This is a genomic window from Nitrincola sp. (genome assembly GCF_048264025.1).
In the GTDB taxonomy this organism is placed as follows: domain Bacteria; phylum Pseudomonadota; class Gammaproteobacteria; order Pseudomonadales; family Balneatricaceae; genus Nitrincola.
Genome location: NZ_JBLXDN010000001.1, coordinates 220,155 through 244,235, shown reverse-complemented (window position 1 = coordinate 244,235; position 24,081 = coordinate 220,155). Strand labels below are relative to the sequence as shown.

The 24,081-nt window shown below is 47.6% G+C and carries 27 protein-coding genes and 1 tRNA gene; 15 read left to right on the top strand and 13 right to left on the bottom strand.

Features of this window, described 5'->3' with window-relative positions:
- Window positions 1-79: 79 nt before the first annotated feature.
- Together ACN0R1_RS01150 and ACN0R1_RS01145 are read left to right on the top strand one after the other, a co-directional pair.
- A complete protein-coding gene (locus ACN0R1_RS01150; RefSeq protein WP_417579062.1) occupies window positions 80-778 on the top strand; it encodes an SDR family oxidoreductase in 699 nt (232 codons plus the stop codon).
- Window positions 779-906: 128 nt separating this feature from the next.
- A complete protein-coding gene (locus tag ACN0R1_RS01145) occupies window positions 907-3,750 on the top strand; it encodes an EAL domain-containing protein (protein WP_417579060.1) in 2,844 nt (947 codons plus the stop codon).
- A gap of 10 nt (window positions 3,751-3,760) precedes the next feature.
- Here the strand turns inward: ACN0R1_RS01145 and ACN0R1_RS01140 are convergent, their stop codons facing one another.
- Both ACN0R1_RS01140 and ACN0R1_RS01135 read right to left on the bottom strand, forming a co-directional pair.
- On the bottom strand, window positions 3,761-4,747 hold the full coding sequence (locus tag ACN0R1_RS01140) for a calcium/sodium antiporter (protein ID WP_417579058.1): 987 nt from the start codon (window positions 4,745-4,747) through the stop codon (window positions 3,761-3,763).
- Between the two features lie 45 nt (window positions 4,748-4,792).
- Window positions 4,793-5,140: a metalloregulator ArsR/SmtB family transcription factor gene (locus ACN0R1_RS01135; protein WP_417579056.1), complete on the bottom strand. Its 348-nt coding sequence runs from the start codon at window positions 5,138-5,140 to the stop codon at window positions 4,793-4,795.
- A 112-nt stretch (window positions 5,141-5,252) separates the two neighbouring features.
- Between ACN0R1_RS01135 and ACN0R1_RS01130 the strand changes: the two genes are divergently transcribed.
- A tRNA-Ser gene (locus tag ACN0R1_RS01130) sits at window positions 5,253-5,340 on the top strand.
- Between the two features lie 93 nt (window positions 5,341-5,433).
- Here ACN0R1_RS01130 and ACN0R1_RS01125 read toward each other — a convergent pair.
- From ACN0R1_RS01125 to ACN0R1_RS01080, 10 genes are all read right to left on the bottom strand, one after another.
- Window positions 5,434-5,721, bottom strand: a complete 288-nt coding sequence (locus ACN0R1_RS01125) for a hypothetical protein (protein ID WP_417579054.1) — start codon at window positions 5,719-5,721, stop codon at window positions 5,434-5,436.
- Entirely contained in the window at window positions 5,721-5,867 is a 147-nt protein-coding gene (locus ACN0R1_RS01120; protein ID WP_417579052.1) for a hypothetical protein, read from the bottom strand. The genes ACN0R1_RS01125 and ACN0R1_RS01120 overlap by 1 nt, the downstream gene beginning before the upstream one ends.
- 43 nt (window positions 5,868-5,910) lie before the next feature.
- The gene (locus ACN0R1_RS01115) at window positions 5,911-6,903 is read right to left on the bottom strand and encodes a hypothetical protein (RefSeq protein ID WP_417579050.1); all 993 of its coding nucleotides are present in this window, start codon (window positions 6,901-6,903) and stop codon (window positions 5,911-5,913) included.
- Between the two features lie 143 nt (window positions 6,904-7,046).
- On the bottom strand, window positions 7,047-7,562 hold the full coding sequence (locus ACN0R1_RS01110) for a hypothetical protein (protein ID WP_417579048.1): 516 nt from the start codon (window positions 7,560-7,562) through the stop codon (window positions 7,047-7,049).
- A gap of 13 nt (window positions 7,563-7,575) precedes the next feature.
- Window positions 7,576-8,982 (bottom strand): phage terminase large subunit, encoded by a 1,407-nt coding sequence (locus ACN0R1_RS01105; protein ID WP_417579046.1) that lies wholly within the window; start codon window positions 8,980-8,982, stop codon window positions 7,576-7,578.
- The gene (locus tag ACN0R1_RS01100) at window positions 8,975-9,376 is read right to left on the bottom strand and encodes a hypothetical protein (protein ID WP_417579044.1); all 402 of its coding nucleotides are present in this window, start codon (window positions 9,374-9,376) and stop codon (window positions 8,975-8,977) included. The genes ACN0R1_RS01105 and ACN0R1_RS01100 overlap by 8 nt, the downstream gene beginning before the upstream one ends.
- Window positions 9,377-9,748: 372 nt before the next feature.
- A complete protein-coding gene (locus ACN0R1_RS01095) occupies window positions 9,749-12,514 on the bottom strand; it encodes a hypothetical protein (RefSeq protein ID WP_417579042.1) in 2,766 nt (921 codons plus the stop codon).
- The gene (locus ACN0R1_RS01090) at window positions 12,514-12,708 is read right to left on the bottom strand and encodes a helix-turn-helix transcriptional regulator (protein ID WP_417579040.1); all 195 of its coding nucleotides are present in this window, start codon (window positions 12,706-12,708) and stop codon (window positions 12,514-12,516) included. Before ACN0R1_RS01090 ends, ACN0R1_RS01095 begins: the two co-directional genes overlap by 1 nt.
- A 95-nt stretch (window positions 12,709-12,803) precedes the next feature.
- Window positions 12,804-13,424: a hypothetical protein gene (locus ACN0R1_RS01085; protein ID WP_417579038.1), complete on the bottom strand. Its 621-nt coding sequence runs from the start codon at window positions 13,422-13,424 to the stop codon at window positions 12,804-12,806.
- The gene (locus ACN0R1_RS01080) at window positions 13,421-14,713 is read right to left on the bottom strand and encodes a tyrosine-type recombinase/integrase (RefSeq protein ID WP_417579036.1); all 1,293 of its coding nucleotides are present in this window, start codon (window positions 14,711-14,713) and stop codon (window positions 13,421-13,423) included. Before ACN0R1_RS01080 ends, ACN0R1_RS01085 begins: the two co-directional genes overlap by 4 nt.
- A gap of 369 nt (window positions 14,714-15,082) precedes the next feature.
- Between ACN0R1_RS01080 and vapB the strand changes: the two genes are divergently transcribed.
- The 9 genes from vapB (at window position 15,083) to ACN0R1_RS01035 (ending at window position 20,929) form a co-directional block, all read left to right on the top strand.
- A complete protein-coding gene (gene vapB / locus ACN0R1_RS01075) occupies window positions 15,083-15,316 on the top strand; it encodes a type II toxin-antitoxin system VapB family antitoxin (protein ID WP_417579034.1) in 234 nt (77 codons plus the stop codon).
- Window positions 15,316-15,714 carry a type II toxin-antitoxin system tRNA(fMet)-specific endonuclease VapC gene (vapC, locus tag ACN0R1_RS01070; RefSeq protein WP_417579032.1) on the top strand — a complete coding sequence of 133 codons (399 nt, stop codon included), beginning with the start codon at window positions 15,316-15,318 and terminating at the stop codon, window positions 15,712-15,714. Before vapB ends, vapC begins: the two co-directional genes overlap by 1 nt.
- 197 nt (window positions 15,715-15,911) lie before the next feature.
- Window positions 15,912-16,190 carry a peptidylprolyl isomerase PpiC gene (gene ppiC, locus ACN0R1_RS01065; protein WP_233282106.1) on the top strand — a complete coding sequence of 93 codons (279 nt, stop codon included), beginning with the start codon at window positions 15,912-15,914 and terminating at the stop codon, window positions 16,188-16,190.
- Window positions 16,191-16,284: 94 nt separating this feature from the next.
- Entirely contained in the window at window positions 16,285-17,079 is a 795-nt protein-coding gene (locus ACN0R1_RS01060; RefSeq protein WP_417579029.1) for a CLCA_X family protein, read from the top strand.
- Window positions 17,080-17,332: 253 nt separating this feature from the next.
- On the top strand, window positions 17,333-17,608 hold the full coding sequence (locus ACN0R1_RS01055) for a hypothetical protein (protein WP_417579027.1): 276 nt from the start codon (window positions 17,333-17,335) through the stop codon (window positions 17,606-17,608).
- Complete coding sequence (hxsB, locus tag ACN0R1_RS01050) at window positions 17,605-19,002, top strand: His-Xaa-Ser system radical SAM maturase HxsB (protein ID WP_417579025.1); 1,398 nt, start codon at window positions 17,605-17,607, stop codon at window positions 19,000-19,002. Before ACN0R1_RS01055 ends, hxsB begins: the two co-directional genes overlap by 4 nt.
- The gene (gene hxsC, locus ACN0R1_RS01045) at window positions 18,995-20,098 is read left to right on the top strand and encodes a His-Xaa-Ser system radical SAM maturase HxsC (protein WP_417579023.1); all 1,104 of its coding nucleotides are present in this window, start codon (window positions 18,995-18,997) and stop codon (window positions 20,096-20,098) included. The genes hxsB and hxsC overlap by 8 nt, the downstream gene beginning before the upstream one ends.
- A complete protein-coding gene (gene hxsA / locus ACN0R1_RS01040) occupies window positions 20,082-20,690 on the top strand; it encodes a His-Xaa-Ser repeat protein HxsA (protein ID WP_417579435.1) in 609 nt (202 codons plus the stop codon). The genes hxsC and hxsA overlap by 17 nt, the downstream gene beginning before the upstream one ends.
- Window positions 20,687-20,929 (top strand): TIGR03982 family His-Xaa-Ser system protein, encoded by a 243-nt coding sequence (locus ACN0R1_RS01035; RefSeq protein WP_417579021.1) that lies wholly within the window; start codon window positions 20,687-20,689, stop codon window positions 20,927-20,929. The genes hxsA and ACN0R1_RS01035 overlap by 4 nt, the downstream gene beginning before the upstream one ends.
- On the opposite strand, the gene ACN0R1_RS01030 is transcribed toward ACN0R1_RS01035, so the two are convergent.
- Window positions 20,914-22,119 carry an IS256 family transposase gene (locus tag ACN0R1_RS01030; protein WP_151053319.1) on the bottom strand — a complete coding sequence of 402 codons (1,206 nt, stop codon included), beginning with the start codon at window positions 22,117-22,119 and terminating at the stop codon, window positions 20,914-20,916. The genes ACN0R1_RS01035 and ACN0R1_RS01030 overlap by 16 nt on opposite strands.
- A 41-nt stretch (window positions 22,120-22,160) precedes the next feature.
- Between ACN0R1_RS01030 and ACN0R1_RS01025 the strand changes: the two genes are divergently transcribed.
- The 3 genes from ACN0R1_RS01025 to ACN0R1_RS01015 all read left to right on the top strand — a co-directional run bounded on the left by ACN0R1_RS01025 (window position 22,161) and on the right by ACN0R1_RS01015 (window position 23,935).
- Window positions 22,161-22,352, top strand: coding sequence for a TIGR03982 family His-Xaa-Ser system protein (locus tag ACN0R1_RS01025; RefSeq protein ID WP_417579433.1), 192 nt, complete (start codon window positions 22,161-22,163; stop codon window positions 22,350-22,352).
- Between the two features lie 2 nt (window positions 22,353-22,354).
- Window positions 22,355-23,596, top strand: a complete 1,242-nt coding sequence (locus tag ACN0R1_RS01020) for a His-Xaa-Ser system-associated MauG-like protein (protein WP_417579019.1) — start codon at window positions 22,355-22,357, stop codon at window positions 23,594-23,596.
- A gap of 75 nt (window positions 23,597-23,671) precedes the next feature.
- Window positions 23,672-23,935 (top strand): autotransporter domain-containing protein, encoded by a 264-nt coding sequence (locus ACN0R1_RS01015; RefSeq protein ID WP_417579431.1) that lies wholly within the window; start codon window positions 23,672-23,674, stop codon window positions 23,933-23,935.
- The last annotated feature ends 146 nt before the right edge of the window (window positions 23,936-24,081 follow it).

The following is a 24,081-nucleotide window of genomic DNA, read 5'->3' as shown; positions in this document are numbered from 1 at the left end:
GGTGGGGGTAACGATTTGTCAGTTTGAGGTTTTCGTGCTTCACTGACAAAGATGTTGTCAGCTAGGCTGAGGTTGGAAAATGGCAAATACTGTGTTGATCACCGGAGCCAGCCGAGGAATCGGGCTTGAACTGGCCTATCAGTATGCCCGTGATGGTGCTCTGGTTCACGCCTGCGCCCGGGATTTAGAGCATGCAGAGGAGCTATTAGCGCTGGCGGCAAAGTTTCCTGAACAGCTTGAGTTGCATTGTCTGGATATCACCAACGACAGTCAAATCAAGGCATTAGATCGTGCGCTGGGAGATTCTAGCATTGATGTGCTGATACATAATGCCGGTTGTTACGGTCCCAAAGGGATTAAATTTGGTGAAGTAGATCGGGAAATATGGCGCCAGGTACTGGAAGTGAATACGCTCTCGCCCTTGATGCTGACGCAGGCATTATATTGTCGGGTAGCGGCCAGTCGTCATAAAACCATGGCTATGATCAGCAGTAAAGTAGGTAGTATCGCCGACAATCAATCGGGTGGCGGATATTATTATCGCAGCTCTAAAACAGCTTTAAATCAGGTGGTAAAAAGTTTATCCATCGATCTGGCCGGTTTTGGGGTGCGTGTAATTGCCTTGCATCCAGGTTGGGTTAAAACAGCGATGGGCGGTCCCAATGCATTAATTACTACAGAAGAGAGCGCCAAAGGAATTATTCAAGTCATTGAAAACGAAGATAGCTATATCTCAGGTGGTTTTTATGATCACACTGGAGATTCACTGCCTTGGTAATCTTACTTAAACGGTCGTATTTTTTATACCCGTATTTTTCTCTGTGAATCGGTGAGGAGTTCGGTTAGTATTCAGCGCGTATACAAGGTACTTTAAGTTTTTTGTCCCCTGTTGTTTGAGGACCTTTTTTGCGGATTTCATATTACATCCCTGCTGTAATAGTGCTGGCACTTGTTTATGCCAGTGCTGGCGTATTGGTTGCTGGTTCTGGTTTACATGACCAAATTGTTCCTTTATGGATTCCTTCCGGTATCGGACTGGCAATGGTTATTCGCTTTGGGCTGTCTTTCCTACCCGGTGTGTTTCTGGGGAATCTGCTGTTTAATATCTGGTTGCCTCTGGGCTGGCAGGAATTTTTTGACCCTGAAGCTATTCTCGTAGCCATTTTTATTGCCTCTGGCGCCACCTTACAGACAGCGCTGGCGGCTTATCTGATTGAAAAATATCATGCTCATCCATTGCGCCCTCAAAGTGGTCGAGGCCTGGTCAAATTCATTGTGTTTGCCGGCTTTTTAACCTGCACCCTGAACGCTACGGTTGGTACCTTCTCAGTACATACGATGGCGAATACTCAGGGTAGTGCCGGTCTCTTTAATGACTGGTTGAGTTGGTGGATGGGCGATGCGTTCGGTGCCATTCTGGTTACTCCGTTGCTATTGGCGTTATTAGAGCCCAAGACACACCTCAACGCCAAGCGCCGCTTACGCCTATCCGTGCAGTTAGCGCTGGTCATTCTAGCTGTGTTGGTAATTAATAAAATTTTCTTATCCCATTTGGATCAGCAGCTACGACGTAGTTTTGAACAGGATGTTAAAGTGCTGGATGCGCAGGTGCAGGCTGTTGTGCAGCATAATCTTGCCGATCTGACTCGTCTGGGTAAAGAATTTTCCGGGCCACTGGGTGCTGACCCGGATGTGTTTCAGGCAATGGTTGCTGAAATTCAGCAATATAACCCCTCTGTGCGGGCTTACTCCTGGGATCCGATTGTTGCCAGCAATGAACTGGATGCCTTTGAAGCCGCAACCCGTCAGCTCCTCAATGAGCCTGAATACCGAGTGTATGGAGAATCCTTACATGTCGGTGATCCACTGATTCCGGTGCAGATGGTCGAGCCACTAGAAGCGAATCGTGCAGCGCTGGGTTTTAATCTGCTCTCTATAGAAGATCGACGACGCTGGGTCATTGAATCTCAGGAGCAGGGGCGTCCTGTCGCAACGCAAATACTGAACCTGACTCAGGCGCCGGATGAGCCGGGTATGCTGATTTTGCATCCGGTGTATGTATTATCTGACCAACAAAATCCGTTGATGGGTAATAGGCTATTAACCGGTTTTATTGTGGGGGTGTTTACTGTCGATAAGATGTTTTCGGCCGCTCTGGAAATGTCCGGTATTGAACATATCAATTTCAAGCTGTTTGAGTCAGATACAGCGACTCCATTCTTCAGCACTACAACCGCTAGCCAGGCACCCCGGCCAATTCTCACAGATCATTTTCAGATCTCTATCGCACAACAGACCTGGGATGTTTATGCTGAAGCGGGTCCCGACTACCTGTCCATGAATCCAGCCAGTAATGCGCAACTGATGCAAACCCTGCTGGTGTTAGTTGGCTGTATGGGGGCCATGCTGGTGCTGAGTATGCATGACCGTGAACGCCTGTTGATGGATCTGGTTAAAAAGCAGACTCGAACGCTGGCACATCAGGCTAGGCATGATGTGTTAACCGGCTTGCCCAACCGCTACATGCTGATGGAGCGAGTCAATCAACGCATTCATGATGTGTCAGAACATAATTTCAGCTTGCTATTCATTGACCTGGACAGATTTAAAATGATCAATGACAGCCTGGGGCACCAGATTGGTGATCAGCTGTTAAAAGGTATGGCGAATAATCTTAATCGACGACTGGTCAATGGTTGTGAGCTGTTTCGTACCGGGGGTGACGAATTTATCCTGCTGGTAACTGGCGAAGCGTCACGCGCCGAGCAGGAAGCCGAACGGTTTCTGAATCTCTGTACTATTCCATTGCAAATTGACGGACACAAACTGCAGATGACCGCCAGCATAGGCATCAGCCATTTTCCAGAACATGGGCAAGACCTGGATACGCTGATCAAGCATGCCGATACAGCCATGTATAAAGCCAAGGCTCAAGGTAAAAACTGTTATGAGCTATACAGTAGCCAACTGACAACTCAAGCAGTGCAGTCGTTTCAGTTGGAACAGGATTTACGCATTGCGCTGAATACCCGCCAGCTATTGTTGCATTATCAACCACAGTTCTCTCTCAAAACAGGTGATTTGTGTGGCCTGGAAGTCCTGGTGCGCTGGCAGCATCCGGAAAAAGGCATGATGCCGCCCGGTGAGTTTATCCCGTTGGCGGAGGAAACCAATTTGATTGTTCCCTTGGGTTGGCAAGTGATCGAGTTGGCGTGTGAGCAGATTCTGGTCTGGCAGGAACAGGGCAAAATGGTGCCCCCTGTGGCGATCAACATTTCCCCTAAGCAACTGCTGGAAGCGGATTTTATTGAGCATATCAATGCCATTCTGGCACGTTTCGGTATAGCGCGTAGTCAAATCGAACTGGAAATTACTGAAAGCCTGATTATGCAAGATCCCGATTATGCTATAGAGCAGCTAAACAGCCTGCGTCATGCGGGGTATCGTCTGGCGATTGATGATTTTGGCATAGGCTATTCTTCACTGAACCGCCTTAAACAACTGCCACTGGATCGCCTGAAAATCGATTACAGCTTTACCCGTGATATCGGCACTAATCCTAAAGATGAAGCTATCATCATTACAGTGATTGCGCTGGGTAAAAGTCTGAATATCGAAGTGCTGGCTGAAGGGGTAGAAACCGAAGCGCAACTGGCTTTCCTGAAGGCGCAGGGCTGTGACAGCGTGCAAGGTTACTTGCTTGGGCGTCCGGTTCCAGAGCAGGAACTAATCAGCTTGCACGCCGCTTGATTATTTAGGGTTACCCTGGCGATGGTGCCGCTGAAATACTGTACAGCAGGTAGCCGGTATAACTGATGAACACCAGTATTAATGCTGCACCTTCGACCCGGTTAATACGTCCGATCCTGCCTCTGAAACCATAGCCCATCACAAACAGTGCAAAGGTGAGCGCCGCCATCACCGGCCAGTCCCGCCAAAGCAGGGCCGGATCTACCTGTAACGGGTGAATCATACCGGCAAGGCCGACAACAGCGAGCGTATTAAATAGGTTTGAACCGATCACATTACCCAGCGCCAGATCATGCTCCCCTTTACGGATAGAAGCGAAGGCTGAAGCCAGTTCGGGTAGAGAAGTACCAATAGCGACAATTGTCAGACCAATAATCAGATCGCTCACACCCAGTGAGGTGGCAATATCAACCGCACCCCACACCAGAATGCGAGAACTTAGCATCAGCAGAATCAACCCTAGCAGCAGCCAGAATATCGCCTGTTTCAGCGTCATTTGGCCTGCAACAGCCTCGACTTCTGTCGTCCCGATAATGGGCTCTGCACGGCCTTTAAGCCCTTCACGAATGCTCCAGCCCATAATAAGCGCAAACACGATCAGCATAATGCCTGCATCCAGGCGGGAAATCTGACCGTTTAACAGCAATAAGCCGGATAGCAGCGTAATGCCTGCCAATATAGGTAGCTCTTTGCGTAATACCGACGCGTTTACCGTGATCGGACTGAGTAGTGCCGTCAAACCAAGAATCAGACCGATATTGGCAATATTAGAACCATAACCGTTACCCAGCGCCAGACCAGGATTGCCCTGATAAGATGACAAGGCAGAAATAAATAACTCAGGCGCCGAGGTGCCGAAACCTATTATGACCATCCCGATCAGCAACGGTGGCATACCGGCATAGCGCGCTGTCGCAGCCGCACCGTCGATAAAGCGGTCAGCACTCCAGACAAGCAATGCGAGACCGAACAAAATAGCAATAATAGGCATCAGCATGGAACAGAACTCCAAAGAGTTACATTAGGACAAAAGGGATTGATGTTAGAGGGTATCACGTTGCCCGCAGGGATCATTGCTCTGCTGACTAAGCAAATTCTGCTGATCAGAGGCCAGTTGATCACTTTCTCCCTGGCAGGAGGCATTTAAAATCTCCGAGGTCCAAGCAGGTAGGGCCGGGTTGATCCGATAATAAACCCACTGCCCGCGACGCTGGTCCTTAAGAAGACCGCAATTGCGTAATTGTGCCAGATGTCGTGAGACTTTGGGTTGTGATTCCTGTAACGCTGTCATCAACTCACACACGCACAACTCACCGCGCTGCTGCAGCAGATTAATGATACGCAGGCGAGTCGAATCACTCAGACATTTGAAAAAAACAACGGTGTCCATAGTCTATCCAGTTGGCTCTTGTTCAGAAAAAAACGGATTATAACCTATCTTTACCGGCATTCCTCTTGTGCTTTGCAGTTAGTCTGCTAAAATGCGCCGCTCAATACGAAACGGTCAGGTGTCCGAGTGGCTGAAGGAGCACGCCTGGAAAGTGTGTATACGGCAACGTATCGAGGGTTCGAATCCCTCTCTGACCGCCAGTTTCTCTTAAAAATCAACAACTTACAAGATAAATTGAAAATTACCTAACATCCTACCTATCAATAGAAAAATAGGGTAAAACATCAATTAAATCAATCAGTTGAATTTTGTTGTATCCAGCGAATAAAGATCCTTTTTACATAGGCCGGGTTCATGTCCCCGCTTAAATGGTCACATATTCTTTTTAGCTGGGGGCTGTTGACGCTTAACAGGTCATTTAGAGCGGCTAGGGCTTCAGGGTCATGCTTTGACTCTGGTTTAGTCCAAACGTCTTTACAGTCTTTTAAATAAAGGCGGAAGGCCTCAGCCCATAGTTTGCGGCATTGTGTCCACTGGGCTTCAGGAATTGAAACTTCAGGTTCTTCCTGTTCAGCTTGCATCAGCTAAGCCCCTGCATTTGATCCCGTACCCGATCAAGAAAGCCTGTCTCTGTTTCGTTGCTATGCCTAAAAACAAGCAAACCCGTTTCAGCATGTTCAGCCATCATCAAACGGCCTTCATCATCTAGGATAAGTAATAGCTTCATTATAAGGTTCTCAATGGTGGGGCTTCCTTGCCCCTAGCCATGCTTAAAGCTTGCTTTTCAAGAAAGCCAACGGCACCGCGCGGCGTTCAACCACACGTTCCCAGTTTAAGGCGTTTTCGATTTCAGCAAGTGAAGGGCTTTCCGCTGCAACGGCACCTTCCAGCCACTTAAAGCCCGCCGGATGAACCGCAACGTTCAAGCGAGTATGCAGGGTTTGCATTCCGCCACCGTTACCGGCTGAAGGCTTGTTTTCTATCTCAGTACCTGCGGCAATGCGTGGGGCTGAAGCACCATAGCCAAAGGCACCGGCACCAAACAGCGCCGTTACATATTCCCCGGTAACACTTTTCGGCATTGAATCATCTTGAATCAGAACCAATCCGCGGAAAGTAGGCAATGCAAGCGAGCCTTCAGACGGTTTGATGAATTCAATCAGATCCGCTTTCAGTGCAGCGCGGTAAATATCGCCATGAACAGCCATGCCGGTAATGCTGCCTAACTGGTCGCCCAAGCTTCCAGCGGCATCAATTACAGCTCCGGCACTGAAGCTTGCAGCGGCTCCGGTTTCGCCTGAAATATCCAGCAACATATCACCGGCATCTTCAGCCACGTTAGCGGCCAAAATACCGTTCATTGTGGCGATTAAGCGGCGCTGAAGCTGTCTATCCCAGTATGCACCGGCGCGGTTCTGGATCTGGGAAAGCGCATCAGAACCGGAAATTTCACTTGCCAGGTTCATTGCTGACCAGGATTTGTGCAGAAACGCTTTACGGACAATCTGCTTCCCGCTGGTCACTTTTCCAGGGGTCGCATTTACTGCCGGGTTATCGTTCACAATATCCGCTTCATCGTCGCTCAAATCGCGCCAGAAAGGGACGGTGAACGAATCAGCGCCAGCGGTTAGCTGTTCCTGAATTACAGCGTTACGGGTCACAATGCCAGCCTGAACAAGCGCGGTTTGTTCCATAGAGTTTTGAACCAGGTATTCAGTGAATTTTGCCGGTTCGATAATGTCGATCAATTGAGTTGTGGCCATGGTGGGCACCTCATAATTCCATAAAAAGAATAGGTGCTCATTAGCATCACGGACGCTTTAGAGTTGCCCCACGGGGGCAGGTGGTAGGGTGCAGATTGTAGCCACTAGCCACGCTCTGCACTCTGTTATATTATAACACTTTCTTACTTTAAACCAAATTGCTGTCGCGGTGCCGGGTTGCTGTTTTGTGGCTGCCCGGTGAACGCTTCTTTAGTTCCACCAACGGCACCGCCCCCGGCTGCTTGCCTGCCTTTGATTAAACGGCCAAGGCTCTTCAGGGTTCCGGCTTTGTAAAGCTTGTTTATTCCCTCTTCAGAGAATTCAACGGTTGCCCCTTCAATCTGAACCGGTTCACCATCCTTTTGGAAAACATCCTTGCCGTTTTCCATCCGTACTATTTCAAAATGGTGTTCAAGCTCTCGTTTGAGCATATCGGCCATGCCTTCCGCTGCAATCGTTTCAATTACTTCAGCGCGGGGCTGATCTATTGTAATGCGTTTAACTTCAGCAAGGGCTTCAGCTTTTGCCTGTTCAGTAGAATCAAGCAAAGCTTTCAATTCATCCCGTTCAGCTTGAACCTTCTTTTTCTCGTCCAGCAATTGAGCATTTTTATTTTTTAGCTTTTCCAAACCTTCTTTCAACTCTTCAATGGTTTCCATCTTCAATACCTCATTAGTAAGCAAAATTTATTGGAACTCTGAACCCGGCGTTATTGCCTATGCAACCATAGCGGCAAGCATCCGCGGCATGATCCGCGGCGGTTGAATCAACATCTTCAGGGTTGCGGGTGCAACGGGGCAACGCTGGCACTGTCTGCCACCAAACATGGCACTTCCGGGATATATAAAGCCCCGGCATATCCGGCTTGCCAGCATCAGCAAGTAAACGGCGCATTATTTCCCAGCCACCTATCCGGCTGCCTTTGCGGGCGCGTCTGAAATTAACACCGGCCTTCCTGAATTCATCGGCAATGCTTCCGGATTGGCTGCCCGTTTTATTGAATATGGCATCATCCGCAACGCCACGGGCAGGCACTCCCCAGCGCTGGCACATTCGTTTGATCCGGTCAGCTTGTTCCGGCACCGTTAAATTCATACCCTGGTTCAAGTCATCCGGGTGGGTGGTGGTTTCTTCATCAACCAAAATCAGGGAACCGCGCGGATAAAAGAACCCATCAAGGGCTTCAGCGCCGGGGCTTCTTGCCACCAAATAAGTGACGCTGGGCGCGGCGCTGCCGTAATCGCTGGCAAGGTAGTATTCCCAGCTTGTAGGGTATTCACTCCACGGGTCTTCCGGCTCTTCATAGGGCAGCTTTTCCCAGGGTTCTATCATATTGCGGTGTTCATCAATAACGCTTGAGAAGTAGGCACCGCGCAGAATCGACCAGTCACCGAGCAACCACGCGCGGCCAAGCTCCGGATCTGTTGCACAGCTTGCAATCAGGTTTTTTGCATAGCGTTCCCGGTCAATGAATTCATTATCAAGATAGGTTGCATTGATCGTTACAAAATCAAACCCTGAAGCGGCATCCGTGTAAGGCTGCCAGCTTGCTTTCAAGGCGTGGCGGCGTACTAGCCAAGCATGACCGGCACCGCCCGGATTCGCTGCCATAACGAACCGTGTAGGAACGCCAGCGGGCGCGCGTAGGCTTGAGCGTAGGCGATCAATTAGCGCTGGGCTTGAGTATTGACCGGCTTCATCAACTGCAATATGGCTGAAGCTTTTCCCCTGATACTTTTGAAAGTCTGCTTCCCGTTCAAGCTGGTCAAGGGCAACGGTTGCACCGTTCGGCATGGTGAAGCGGTGCTTCTGTCCATCAAACTTTAAAGCGGTGCCATACACTGCACCGAAAAAAGCTTTCATTTCAGCTTCAAGATCCATCAAACCGGGAAAGCTCTTCCTAACCACTAGGCACCGGGCGCGCTCCCCGTGCTGTTCACAATGTCGCAGGAATAAGGCACAGAGCAAGTGCGTTTTGCCTGAACCGCGGGAACCGCCAAGAAACAGATCAAACGCTTCAGGAACGCTCATTGCTTCCTGTTGCCACTTGCTTAACTGATCCGGGCGTTGTTCACTCATTCGGCAAGCTCTCTTGCTTAACCTCAACGGCCTCCAGATAGTCTGAAGCTGAAAGGGCAGCGGGCAGATTAAACACCACGCTAACGCGGTCAGAATTGCCTTTTGGCTGCTTTTCGCTCATCCCGTGGCGAACGGCAAGCAAGGTTTGCGCGGCCTTTGTATCGCCCCCTATAGCGCTGTCATACATAGCCTGAAGGATCTGATCCCGTTCAACTGCAAGGGCGTTTTGCCATACCTCTTTTGAAGCAGGGTGTTCAGCAATAACCCGGCGGAATTCGTGCAGGGGCATACCCAGGGCGGTTGCTGCTGCTGATTCGCTTAACAGCCCATTGGCGGCCATTGATTCCAGGTGGTTTCTGGCACCGGCTGGCAGCTTTTCGAATGGTCTTGCCATGTTTAATACCCTTTAAAATGGTTATAACAGATACGTTACTTATAACCAATTATAGCATAAAGTGCAGGTTTCAAAAGCTTTTTGATAGGTATTAAGATAGGTAGGTAGCTTCTTTACATTTAAGTAACTGAAAATTATATGAATGATAAGGTTATATTAACCGCCACGGGCTTTTTAAGCAGGCTGGCACGGGCGGAAAGGCGTGGTTTTTAGCGGTCTGCGGGTTATGGCGGATTGTTGCGGTGTTTATTTCCAGCCTATATAACCTATAAATAAAATAAAACTTGAAACTTCAGACTGGGAATTACAATACGCAACACACCGCTATACACCGCAAATACAAAAAAGCCCCTTTTTTTAGGGGCTTCCGGCCTATGCTGCCTTAATACGCCAGCGCTTTAGTTTTGTGTGCTTATCCTCCGGCGCAGCAACCAGAGCAAGCCCCCTGACCAATCTATCAGCCCGGAAGGGAAGAACCTTGCCTAAAGATCTTGTGTTTAAATTATGACCGCCCACAAGATCTTCAAGCGCTTCTTGTAAGTCAGCCGCGCCCACAAGGTTACGATCCCCATAAGCCCTTCTGTGAAGCTCCTTTGTTGTGAACGCATCGGTTCCAAATACCTTTTGAATTTCTGCAAGCACGTCATACAAGGCTTCTTGTTCAGGGTCGCTTTGCTGGTTCTGATCTACTGCGTTCATAGGGTCTTCATACTCCCCCGGTTTAATTGTGGAAGCGATCCACGCCACTGGCTGCCTAACCAGATCATCCCATATTTCAAAGCTTGCCATTCTGCCTGGTGCATGAGATCCAAACATACATTCACCGCTGCTCAACCATCCTTTGATTATGGTCAGTGCAGCGCAAACCATGCTTAAGCGGTTCTGCTTAACGTATTGTTTCGGGTCAAGGTCAAACTTTCTTGCATAGGGGCGTTCAGTTTGCGGATCAATACGGCATTTCAGAACCCGGCGCGGCATATCGCCTGCAAGGGTCAAATTGTTACCAGTAAGAACTAAAATAGCCCTATTCGGAACAGTTATATAAGCACTTTGCCCTAGCACACGGTCAGTAAAGCTTTCACTTGTCAGCAAGGCGGCAAGGGCTGCACTGTCAAAAATCCCGGTTACGTTATCCCATATCATTGCGCGGCTTCCGGATCTCAGCGCTGTTAATATGCGTTTGCGGGTTTCTTCATCATCACGGCCTGAAGTATGCGGCCAAACGGTGGGGTTATCCCCTGTTGCAAGAATCCCCAAGCATTCAGCGAGCAAAGTTTTACCGCTACCCATAACAGGCGCATCAAACCCTATGCCCGGTGCAGTTGGCAGCACGGGACGCATAACCGCCGTTAACAGCCCGGCAAGCATAATTCCCTTATCTAGCGCAGTTGCAAAGGGGAAGCTTTCAAAGGGCTTCATCAAGCTTTCAAGCGCCTTGCTGACCTGCTCCGGGGTGGGGTCATCAGTAACAAGCGGCAAAGCTTCCGCGTTATCAAGTAAAAGCTTCGTTTTGCTGTCGTACCCTGGCTTATCTAAAATAGAACCATTCGGGCGCAATACCGGGGCAGTGATAACCGCGTTCAATGGCTTCAGTCGGCGGCCTGCACCTATGGCAATGATCTGTTTTGCTAGACTTGCGGGCGGGTCGATTAGCTCCATTACTGGCAGGCTGTTTTTCATCTTCCAGGTGTAGAATTGAAAGTTTCCACCTAACCAAAATAGAAAGCGCTGTTCATCCAGCGCTTCAGCCTTGCCCTGGTCAATGGTAACAAGCTGCTGCTCCATATCATAAACATCAGGCAAAACGCGCATAGTTGAAAGCACTTCCTGAATGGCGTCATGCCGGCGGCCTGGTATCAATTCAACTTCCCGCGGCTGGCGCAAAAGCTTAAAGTTGCGGCCACCATGAGCATAGCTGTTTAGGTTCGGGCGGCTGTCTATCAAGTAAAGCTTGCCAACAACCTTATTGTTTTGATATTCGGGTTCAATAGGGTCATAAGTGAGTTTTCCGTGATAAGCTGCCGGATCATCCAGCAATTTCCCCACGGTTACAACTTCGCCCCCTTCAAGAATAATAGGGAATTCGCCTGTTAAAACTTTCTGTTCAAGCGCTCTTGCAACGATACGTTCAGCAACCTTCAGGGCTTCTTCTTGCTCAGCTTCTGGCAAGTTTGCCGGAACCATTGAACAAGCTTTTTCCTGAATGTAAAACTGTTTTACTGAATTGGCTTCTTCTTCAACGTCACGTCTTGCGGAAGCCTTAACGCTGGCAAGCTCTGCAAGCTCTTCCGGGGTCAAATCGGGCAAGGCTTCTTTTGTGTCAATTGATCCCCCTTCAGTAACAACGGGCAATCCCCGTTTTTGTTCTAGCGGTGGGGTACAACTGGCACCGGCTGCAAAATCAAGGCGGTTAGTTTGCCACACTGAAGCATCAACGGTGCAGCGCTCCAGCATTTGCCCGGCCTGACCTACTTCATACCATCCAAACCCGTTCAACCATAAGCGCTGAACTAGCACTTCACCGGCGCGGGGTATATCGATTGCATCCTTAACGGGCAAGTAAAGGCGCTGACCTTTTAACCCGGTCAGATCTTCTTCACCGTGGAAAATATGGCTGCTGCTTGAAGGGAACCAAACGGAACCGGCTTCTTCAATTGCTGGCATTGCTTGCTTGATCTGCTGAAGCAATTCTTCCCGGTTAAGCGCCTGTATGCCTTTGCTGGGGTCATAGTCGAGCAACATCAAACCGCCACCGTTCGGCCATTTGAAATTATCTGTTGTTCTTGTGACCACTCCCGCGGGCTTCCCTAGCTCTTCAAAGCGCTTCTTGCTCAAAAGGGCACCATCAGCAAAGGGCAAACCAAAGCAAAGCGCCTGATTGAATTTAAGCGCTTGCAGTAACTCTGAAAGCTCTTGAAGGCTGTTAAGCTCTTTTGTGCAAACGCTGCCTTGATATAGGTTGGCCGTGGTTCCTTTTTCTAGCTCCCCATTTTCAAGCCTATATGTTTTGGTCAGTGTTTTGGGCTTCTCGCTGCTGATAACTGAAAGCTTCATGCTATAATGATTCTGTTCAATACCGTCTTCTTTAGCGCCCTTGTTCAGTTGCTCGCTGGCAGGGGTGTTTTTATATATGCTCATTAGTGAACGCCCCCTTGCTTCTCTTCCCAAGCTTCAATTTCTGCAAGCTTCCACCGGGTACAACGGCCTGAAAGTTTAACGGGTGCAGGAATACGGCCTTGCCTTGCCCATTCCCAAGGCGTAGCGCGGTGTACTGACCAACGGTCAGCAAGATCCTTATCTGATAAAAACGCGGGGGGATTATGATTTTTCATAGGTAACCGCCTATAAACTTTGGTTAATGACGGTTACCTATTCAATAGACATAGGCGGGTTATTAGAGGGGAAAAATTGAAATGCTTTTTTTCCCCTATCTTCTGAAGCCTGTTAAATCATCATCACATTCAGGCCAGCTTTCTTTGGCATCATTCCAAAATGCAATTGAACCTTCATCTTCTCTTAATGCGGTGCTTTGATCCCATGCTTCAAAGTGTTCAGCTTCAAGGCCGCTTGCCCTGATTTCCTTAACATAAGCCTTTTCAAGCCCTGAAGCCTTGTAAGGTTTCACTGTTTTAAATATCGCCTGAACCTGAAATGCTGCTTTAATTGAAGCGCTTTCAAGAGTGCTGCCCGCATAAATAAGGTTCATCATTACCCGGAAGGCATAAGCCTTTGCTGAATCTTTTATTATCTTTTCAGGCGTACCGGCAACGCCCCCGGATAATCTAAGCGCTGCACCTTCTGCAAATATATTGCAAAGCATAGGGGAAGGGGTTGCATTGCATTGAATCAAAATCAATTGAATCCAGTCTAAATAATGCGGGTTTCTCGTTTCTGTCCATTGTTTATAAAAGCCCATTATCTTTTGATGATTTTCAAAACTAACAAGCGCGCGGGTTTCTGCATAAAGCACTTCCCATTTATACCGGGCTGGATTTTCAAGCGCACCACCTTCACCGTAAAGCCTTTTTAATTCATCTAAAGGGTTCATGCTGCACCCCCGCCAATAGCAACAACCTTGCTTGTTTTCTGTTCTGCTTTGCCGTGGTAACAAAAGCGTTCCCAGTCTGCCATTAGTAAGCGGCGTTTCTCTAATAACTCAGAACGGGCATAAGCGGCGCGGGTTGCGTCTGAATTAACGTGGGCAAGGGCAAGCTCTGACACTTCATCAGCATAGGCGGTATATTCCCGGCACCAATCTTTGAAGGTGCTTCTGAATCCATGCGTTGTAATGGGTTGGTTCATACGCTTCAGCAAAGCGCTTAAATAGTTATTTGAAGGAATAGCGCCGTTTGAAGTAAACACCATTTCATCAGGCGCGCCGGGGTTCATTTCCTGAAGGATAGCAACGGCACGTTCACACAATGGCACTTTGTGCTCCTTGCCGGTTTTCATGCGTTCGGCGGGTACTGTCCAAACCTTTTTAGCAAAGTTAATTTCTCCCCAAGTAATACCGGGCTTGCCTATTCGTTTGTCACCAATTATTTCATTGGTTCTTGAAGCTGTCAGAATAAGCAATTCAAGCGCGCGGGCGGCTTCCCCTTTACGCTTTTGCAGATCTTTGAAAAAGGCTGGCACCTCATCAAAGTGCAGGGCGGCAAAATGCTGGCTGTTCTTAATCTTTGAAGGGCTGGCGTATATCTCTTTAAGATTTCCTGTCCAACGGGCGGGGTTCTCTGTGGATCTGTAACCATGCACGGCACACCATCCCAGTATTTTTTCCATGCGTGAACGTACCCGGTTTGCCGTTTCTGTTTTTGTATGCCAAATAGGGTCAAGCACGGCTTTGATGTCGTGAATGTCAATTTCTTTGACTGGCATTTTTCCGATATGGGGCAGGGCATAAGCGGTTAAACTGCTATGCCATTGCGCGGCCTGACGTGGGTTCCTGAACTCTTCCGCCTTCATTTTAATATAGCGGTTCATTGCATCTTCAAAAGTTATTGTTGCCAGTTGTGCGGCCTTCTGGGCGCGTTTCACGGCTTGGCTTTCTTCGAGGGGATCAATACCTTCATTGATCTTTTCTTTTAATAGGCGGGCTTTGTTGCGCGCTTCAGCAAGGGGTACATCAGGGAACGCCCCCAAGCCTATATTCCTGCGCTTTGTTCCTACCATTACGCGGTAAATCCAAGAGCGCGCGCCGGTGGGTGTAACCTGAAGCAATAAACCAGAAACGCCCCCTACCGGGTGAAGGGCGTTGTATGGCTTGCCGTCTTTACTGATTGCATGGGTTAAACGTCTAACTTCCGTAGCGCTTAATTCTTTGGCCTTCTTTGGCATAAATCCCCCTACCTTGTTTAATACCTATCTTCCTACCTATCATAAACTAAGTTATTGGTAACGACAACCAACGACAATAGGCGACAATAGGAAAATAGAATTTTCAAGGTAAACAAGAGGATAGAAAGAAAAAAGATAATAGAATCAGGGGCTTATATAGATTTATGACGGACTCTCTGACCGCCAATTTCTTATATCGTTGATCATATGTTGTGCGTCTTGTCTCATATATCTGACTTGAGCACACCGTCCTTGGTAGCTCATAACTTACTTTGTCGATCTGTTTGTGAATATTGGGTATAACCCAATATTGCGCCTCACTTCTTTATTGCTATATACTCAATATATATAGCTTGTGGGGTGTTTACTATGTCATTAGGTTCTGTGTTTGTGAATAATCGTACCCAAGCGGTTCGGTTGCCAGCTGATAGCCGATTTCCTGATCAGGTCAAAAAAGTCAATGTTCGTGTATTAGGCTGTGAGCGCATTCTGACGCCAGTCGAGCATACTTGGGATAGCTTCTTCTTGAGTTCTGAGCAGGTTACGGATGATTTCATGACGGAGCGGGCCTCTCAGATGCAACCCGATCGGGAAGCGTTTTAATGCTGAAATACATGCTGGATACCAACATCGTTATCTACGTGATTAAGAAAAGGCCAGTTGAGGTATTGACTGTATTTAACCGCCATGCAGGGCAGATGTGTATCAGCTCAATCACGCTGGCCGAGCTCTTGCATGGTGCTGAAAAAAGTACACGGCCCGAACATAACCTGCGTCAGGTGGAAGACTTTATCTCTCGACTTGAGGTGCTGGAGTACGGTGTCAAGGCGGCTGCACATTACGGTGATATTCGCGCCTGTCTGGAGCGGCAGGGTACACCCATCGGCGTGAACGATTTGCATATTGCCGGTCACGCGCGTAGCGAGGGCTTGACGCTGGTCACCAATAATCTGAAAGAGTTTGAGCGTGTTGAGGCGCTGCGCTTGGATAACTGGGTGTAACCCAACCTTCTGTGGTCCACACTGCTTCCAATCAGCCTTCCCGCCGTTTTTTAGACAGTTCCTCATCCAGTAAAAACACCGACTCACAACTCCTATTTCGAAGCACTGGCGTGGAACTGTTTACTGCCTTTTTTCGTTGTCATCTTGATGAAAAAGTCGCAGCCTATAGAATGATCAAAAATTTTATTGGTGCACCCATGGCAACAGCAAGCGCAGTACATATTTTAGTCAAAACCGAACAAGAAGCAGAGGCGTTAAAGCAAAAACTGGCAAAAGGTGCCGACTTTGCTGTGTTGGCCAAAAAACACTCTATTTGCCCATCTGGGAAGAAAGGAGGGGATTTAGGTGAGTTTCGTAAAGGGCAGATGGTTAAAGCCTTTGATCAGGTTGTTTTTACAAAACCCTTGTACAAAATCCACGGACCGGTAAAAACCCAGTTTGGTTATCATTTGATCAAAACACTCTATCGTAGCTAGCGAGAAGGGCAATCCAAAGATTGCCAGGGAGGAAGTATGCGCAGTCCTGAGGTTAGTCGAGCCTATCGTTCTCGGCAATATAAACAGCGCTAGTATGTCCAAATTTTATCGTCGCGGTCCTGATCATCGTTATGGTGAGGTGGTTAGTTTTGTAGAACTGCGCCGGCGTTTTAATTTCCGTAGTATTGAAATCGGTCGTTGGGTTAAACCGGCGGAGAGTGAGCAGGCCGCTATGCATTTTTACGATGCATTGTGTGACTTGATGCACATACTCAATGCCAATGAAGAAGTGGTATCCCTCAGAGGCTGCCTGGCATTCCAGTACGGTATCGGTGGCCGCCCCGGTGTGGCGGCGCACTATCAGCCAGCGACTCGGTGCTTCTCATTAGCCAAGAATGCAGGACCAGGCAGTATCGCACATGAATGGTTTCATGCACTGGATCATTATCTGGCAGACAAGTGCTTTAGCGACGCTCCGCGTGGTTTATTTGCATCCAGTGCCTGGCTGCATGACTGTACTCCCATCCCCCACCCATTGAATGATTTACTGTATGCCTGCTTTAAGGCGATCTTTCTGGATTCCACCGGGACGCAACCGAGCGCCTTGTTTAAGGCGTCTTCGGCAGTAGATAAGCAACTTAATAGCGTCTACTGGAGCTTGCCAGAAGAGGTAACCGCGCGTGCATTTGAAGCCTATGTGCAGGACCATGCCATCTGTAACCATTTTCTGGTGAAGGGTACGAAATCCTCGAAAGAAGCTGAGATGGGTTTATTTCCACAGGGCGAGCAGCATGAACAGATTAACCAGGCCTTTGCTGAGTATTTTCAACGTCTTGGCGGGGCTGTTGCTCGGTCAAACCAGCCTTCGGGCAACAGCGGTTGCACTTGATGGCTGTTGAGTTGAGCATCTATTAGTCCGACCAGGTCGCTGCATTCTGTTGTCTGGATCTGAGAGGGTTTTATATTCGTTACTTGTTAAAAAAGGATGGTTGAAGAGCTTTGCATCAGATCAGATAGAAAAGTAGCCTGATACTGTTCACCAAGTTTGACAAAAACTCGGCTATTGTGGTTCATAAGTGCAACTGACTCTATTATTTATTGATTGCCTATGCATTAACTCGGTTAACTTAAGGAGTTTCTTGATGTCTGATTCAATCGAATTTTACAAAACAGAGCTTTCTGAGTGGGTATTGAGAAATGCCCTTTATTGGATATCTCCCTTTTCAGCATGGACATTGGACGAAACGCCTTCTACCTGGATTGTAGGCCTCGAAGTGGACTCTAACGAAGTCCGCTCAGAGCTTAATCGGCTGATAAACGACTATGCACTGCGAGAAAGCCTTAAGCGAGAGTTTTACAAACCTAAGGCCCAGCTAATCCAGTTAGTCATAGATCAGCTTCAGGCTCGTAAAGTATGAGGTTGCTGCCTTTTGAGTTTGAGCGTATCGCTGATGAAAAGGTGTTTATCAGTAATCTGAGTGGATTCAATCAGATTTTGAATACCTCCGACTTTGATCTTCTATGTTCCGACACTGGAAAGATATCAGAGTCACTATTAACTGTTCTTCAAAGCAAGCACTTCCTTGCAGCGCCTGAAAACATTAGTGCCTCGGAAACGATTCTGGCAGCAGGTTACGGAAAGAAGCTTGTAAGCGAATTGGTATTCAGACCTGTTTTTATGGTCGTACCAACTCTTCGATGCGATCACACTTGTACATACTGCCAGGTTGCAAGAGCACCGATTGATCGACCTGAGTTCGATATGTCACCAGAATTGATAACGAATACTGTGGAGCGAATTGCTCAGATAGGCGTCGCACCTTACGTGATTGAAATACAGGGCGGCGAACCTTTGCTTCGGTTTGATTTGATCAAACAGCTGTACTCAGAGTGTGAGGATCAGTTAGGAGTTGGGCAGTTTAACGTAGTCATTGCGAGTACACTTTCACTGCTGACCGACGAGATTCTGGAATGGTGCAAACCAAGACGAGTAGAGTTCTCATTTTCTCTGGATGGTGATGCTTCTATACACGACAATAGCAGGATTTTGGCTTCCGACAGCTCATATTCGAGAGCTATCCACGGCGCGAGGTCAGTCATGGCCTGCTTAGGTCCTGATCGACTAGGGGTTGTTACGACGGTAACAAAAGCCCTTCTGACTGAACCGGAAAAGCTTATCGAAGGCTTTCGGGAAGCTGGATTAAGGCAGTTCTTCGTAAGACCAATTAGTCCTTACGGGTTTGCAAAGAATTGGCAAGACAACTCATATACCTTAAGTGAGTACTTCGATTTCTACAGGCGCTTTCTACAGGAGCTGAAAAAACAGTGGGAAGCCGGCTACGGTGTCGGTGAGCACAGCTTTAAAGTTCATGTGAAACGGTTATCTGATCCGAGATTTAACTGTTATGCCGACCTGAAAAGTCCGAGTGGATTCGGTTTAAATACACTTTTGTTTAACTTCGATGGCAAAATTTATGGATCAGACGAAGCTCGTATGCTTCAGCGGCTGCATCCAGAGATAGACTTCTCACTAGGGCCTATTGACTCGCCAGAATTGGTCATATCTGAGCTGACTCATTCGATTATCGATGGAGGCATTAATTTCGATAAGCCTGGATGTTCATCCTGTGCCTTTCAACCCTATTGTGGTGGTGACCCAATGCAGAATATCAGCCTTTTTGGTGAGCCTATTGGTGATAAATCTCTTTCTCATTTTTGTGAATACCATCGGGGTATGTTCAAATTGGTCATAGCCTATCTGAGCGGAGATCGGTCGGATCAGGCGTTTGCAGCGGCGCTTGCCGATGAGTGATACATCCCGGATAGATTTATTTGAAATAAATGAGCGCAGTGATTTTGAACACGGTTATTACGTGCTTCGTAAATCTGATCGACCTGTTGTGAGCGAACTACCGCAATTACGTGTTTATTCCGATATTTCGGAACAAAACGACGATGGAATCGTTGATCAGGAACTGTTTCAGACAATCGATGATCTTGATGTTGGTATGGTTACAGGGCGTGGCCATATTCGGGTGATGATGAGCCGTCGAGCGAATCACAATTCAGTGCTGCTGACGGAGAGGTGTGATAATCGGTGTCTATTCTGCTCTCAACCCCCAAAGGACAGAGATGATGAATGGCTTTTGGAGGTTGCAGGACAATCACTTTGTGATTTTAAGTATGAAGGAGTGATTGGTATATCAGGAGGAGAGCCACTTCTATACCGGGATAAGCTAATAGTGATGCTTAAAAAAGTGACACAGGCTTCACCATCCACCTCTTTTCATATTTTGACGAACGGACGTGCGCTGAGTGATCTCGCGTTTTGTCGAGATCTGGCTGAAGCGGGAAAAGAGATTAATTTCGTTCTTGGTGTACCGCTGTATGGGGCTTACCCTTCTTTACATGATGAGTTGGTTGGCGCGAAAGGCGCTTTTTTCGAAACGGTGAAAGGTCTTATTAATGCGGGGAATCTTGGTATTCCTATAGAGTTAAGATTCATCCCGAATCAATTAAATTATCACAATATTCGAGAAGTTTTTGAGCTAGTAACACGCACATTCTCTTCCATTCAACAGATCTCGGTGATGAACCTAGAACCGACCGGGTGGGCTAAGCACAATTGGTCAGCTTTATATATAAGACCTGAGCAATATTCCGTTGACTTGCTAAAGTCCATAGAGTATGTAAGTGGACTTGATATTAAACCGGTACTCTTTAACTACCCTCTTTGTCATCTATCATTGGAATTGAAGCAGCATGCAGTGAAGTCTATCTCTGATTGGAAAAACTTTTACCCAATTGAGTGTGATGGCTGTCAACTTCAGAGTGAGTGCGGCGGATATTTTGTAAGTTCAAACGGTGACCGATTTGATCCACCAAGGAGAAATGATGAATCGAATTAAGCGGCTTGCGGCACTGCTGCCCGGCTTCATAGCCCTCAACGCTGATGCCTCAGATGATGCATTTACTCACATAATAGAACCCACTGGTGACACTCTAGGTTTTGTGGTTGCACCGCTAAATACAGCCACACCAGTTTATCTTGCGGCACATAGAAGCCATTCTTCACATGCTTCACATTCGTCTCATCGGTCATCAGCCGGTAGTGGATCGCGCTCGCCATCTTACTCTAAATCAGTTCCATCTTATCCGAGCACTCGCCCTTCGACTCCACGTTCAACCACACCAAGCACTCCAAGAAGTTCTGATCCACTGGGTAGGCCGAGCACTCCATCTACAACAGCACCGGATTTGCGGACTTCCAACACAATTATGACTCCATCTAGAAATATTGATGTGCGGGAATCTGTCATTCGCCAGGTACAAGTCAAACTAATAATGCTTGGGTACCTTGATGACATGAAAAACGTCGATGGGATTCTTGGACCCATTACACGCCGGGCAATTAGAGATTACCGCTCCAATCACAATCTCCCATCAGGAGAAAGAATTGATGTGGCTTTGTTAAACTCAATGGGAATTGTTGTTCAGTGAAGATCCGATATTTATTCCAATTGGTGGTGGGGGCCTTTTGTCTGTTATGGATTAGTAAAGAGGTGGGATTGCCTGCTTACGCCTATTTATCATATTCAGACAGATATATAGAGCTTTCAGGGAAATGTGCAAACGCGATGGATGAGAGCTGGTTTGTTGAGCAAGTAGGAAACTCTGAACTCGATAAAACGAGGGTGTTCAATATTCTGTGTCAGCCAGGTTTTCATAGGTCAATGTAACCATCCAGACGACCGTCGAAGTGAATGGTCAGTTGCGACAGGGTCAGGTTCCAGTTTTGCACCGGGTGTGACCACCGCTCAGACGCTTTTAACATACCCGCGTACAACAGCTTGAGCAAGCTGTTCTCATTGCTAAACCCTCCTTTGGTTTTGGTCAGCTTACGGAACTGGCGATGCACAGCTTCAACAGCATTGGTGGTGTAGATGGCGGTGCGTACGTAATCTGGGTATTTAAAATAGGCCGAGAGCGTCATCCACTTATTGCGCCAGGATTTAATAACAATGGGATACTTATCACCCCATTTGGCCTCCAGATCGTCCAGAGCGCTTTCTGCCGCACTTAATGTCACCGCCTTATAAACACATTTGAGATCAGCCATGAACGCTTTCTGGTTCTTACTAGCCACGTATTTCAACGAGTTGCGGATTTGATGAATAATGCAGTGCTGTATTTCCGTGTTCGGATAAATGGACTCTATGGCTTCAGGGAAGCCTTTGAGCCCATCAATACAAGCAATTAAAATATCTTGAACGCCACGATTATGCAGGTCAGTGAGGACACTAAGCCAATGGTGAGCGCCTTCAGACTCGGATAGATAGAGCCCTAGAAGCTCCTTTTTACCCTCGACAGTGAGACCCAGGATGGTATACACCGCCTTGCTGACAAAGCGGCCATTTTCCTTGATTTTGTAATGAATAGCATCGAGCCAGACAATCGGATACACCGCTTCTAATTGTCGCTCACGCCACGCCTGAAGTTCTGGCAGGAGTTTATCGGTCACCGCATTGAGAGTGCCATTGGACACGTGAATACCGTAAAGATCTTCAATGTGCATGCGGATATCTTGATAGCTGGTACCCAACGAAAACAAGGCGATAATCTTGCGCTCAAGCTCGTCGGTTAAGTGGGTTTGATGTTTCTTAACCAACTGTGGCTCGAATGAGCCTACGCGGTCACGGGGTGTGTTGAGCTCAAAGCTGCCAGCGGGGCTCTTGACGGTCTTTGACGTCGAGCCATTTTTACGATTAGGCTGCTCTTTAGTCGACAGGTGCTCATCAAGCTCAGCTTGCATGGCTGCTTCAGTCAATTGTTTGATAAGCGGCGTTAGAATACCGTCTTTGCCTGTGAGATCTTTGCCTTCACGCAGTTGGGCTAAAGCGGCTTCCATATCGAAGCTTGGTTTGGTCATGTGTCATCTCGTTTTTGCTTAGTTTATCGAAATGACACAGAATTCTGAACACTACCGATAAAACAACTCAGATTCACCTTTTGGATTGTCACGAGTACGACCTTACACGAAAAATGATGCTTTCCTTCGGACTGAATGAGGATGTTTTGGCCTATTTAGGGCTAAAGGGCTTAGAAATTCATCAACGAACAGCCAGTGAACTTTCCCGACAACACCGATTTACAGAGCGATAGCCATGCTTAAACGACTTGCAACGATACTTCTGGCGATTCCTTTTGGCGCTCAGGCGCTTACTATCGATGAGAAGTTGAGTTTGGTTGCCCAGACATTTGATCTTAGCCCAGTCAGCTGTGAAATAGCAGATCGGCACGTGAATCGCGTACTAGCTCCCCTTGGTAAGTTCATTTTCAATACCAAGTTAATGAGCGGTGATAACGACACTAGTTGTGCGACCTGTCATTTGGATTCAATACACTTAGCTGATGGGCTGCCGATTGCTATTGGAGTCGGAGGGGGCGATGCAGAAGGTCTGGAAAGAATGTCCTCTGAAGGAGTGGTGGTGCCTCGAAATGCTTTCACATTATTTGGACGCGCGAATAAAGATCTAACTACATTTTTCTGGGACGGAAAGGTCATCGAGCAAGATGGCCTGATTTACAGTCCTATTGGGGAGGCTGCATCAAAGGGGTTCAACTCAGGCCTAGCAGTGGCTGCAGTACTTCCTTTATTGGCTAGAGACGAGTTTCTGGGGCGAATGGATGTGTTTTCTCCGTCACGTAACCTGGAACTGATTAACTCAGAGTATTTCGATGCTCAGTACGATGCAGCGAATCAACTGATCAGCGAACTACTAAATAGAGATTCAGAGGAAGCGATTGAGCTGAAGTCAATAGCTTCAGAGGTCGGCGAACCTTCATTGACATTAGATGTTGTTGGGAATGCACTGGCAGCTTTCATAGCTCAGAAAGTTTCAGTAGAGTGCGAGTCCAGTGATTGGGATCGTTATCTGCGGGGTGATCTATCAGCTTTAACTGACAAGCAAAAAAATGGCGCGTTGATCTTTTTTGGTAAAGGTCGGTGTGCGGGTTGTCATACTGGTTCGCTGATGAGTGATCAAATGTTTCACTCGATTGGCACCCCACAGGGTGAATTCGGTTTTCATATGCATGGGCAAGATATTGGTCGAGCTGGCATTACCTATGTTAATGAAGATCGATATTTATTCAGAACGCCTCCATTGGTTGGAGTGTCTAAAACAGCTCCTTACGGTCACAATGGGGTATTTCCGAGCCTAGAGGACGTAGTGATGTTCCATTTAAATCCTATTCCTTTTTTGATCGAAAATGGCTGGACCTCGGAGCGTGAAATGCTTACGTATGGACGTTTGTTAAGTGCTCGATCTAAGATGCTCGCTTACATCGATATACAGACTCATGATCAAGTTTCGGCGCTTACTTCCTTTTTAGAGGCTCTATAAATGACCGATTTTGTCTCTAGGTGCTGTGCAGGGCTAAGGGTTTTTTATCTAAGTCTGTTTGATAAAAAATAATTCATCTACAAATACATACAGCAAAGCATTTCAGACCTGTGTTGGTTTTGGTGCTCTTCGGGCAGCACCGATATTGACTCATTTCAGGTCACTGGTTATCTACATCACGCACCAGGCCCCTTGTTTGTACAGGCCGCTGTGACGGTTGGCGTCAACAGTTACGAAAGTGACCGTCACATTGTATTTCCCGGGGTGAATCGTACCGCGAAATCTGATTACACTGGACAGCAGTACTCAGGTATCGTCACCGTGGGAAGGCATTACTAGGTGAGCGACACAATCATCACACCGCTAGCTTCAGGGCGTCTCACGTTCGTGTCGGCAGCTATACGGAATAGGGAGCTGGATGCGACATTCACCGGTGGTGGAAGCTTTAATGCGCAGGGGATAGAGCAGGATCGTGATCTGTTCAA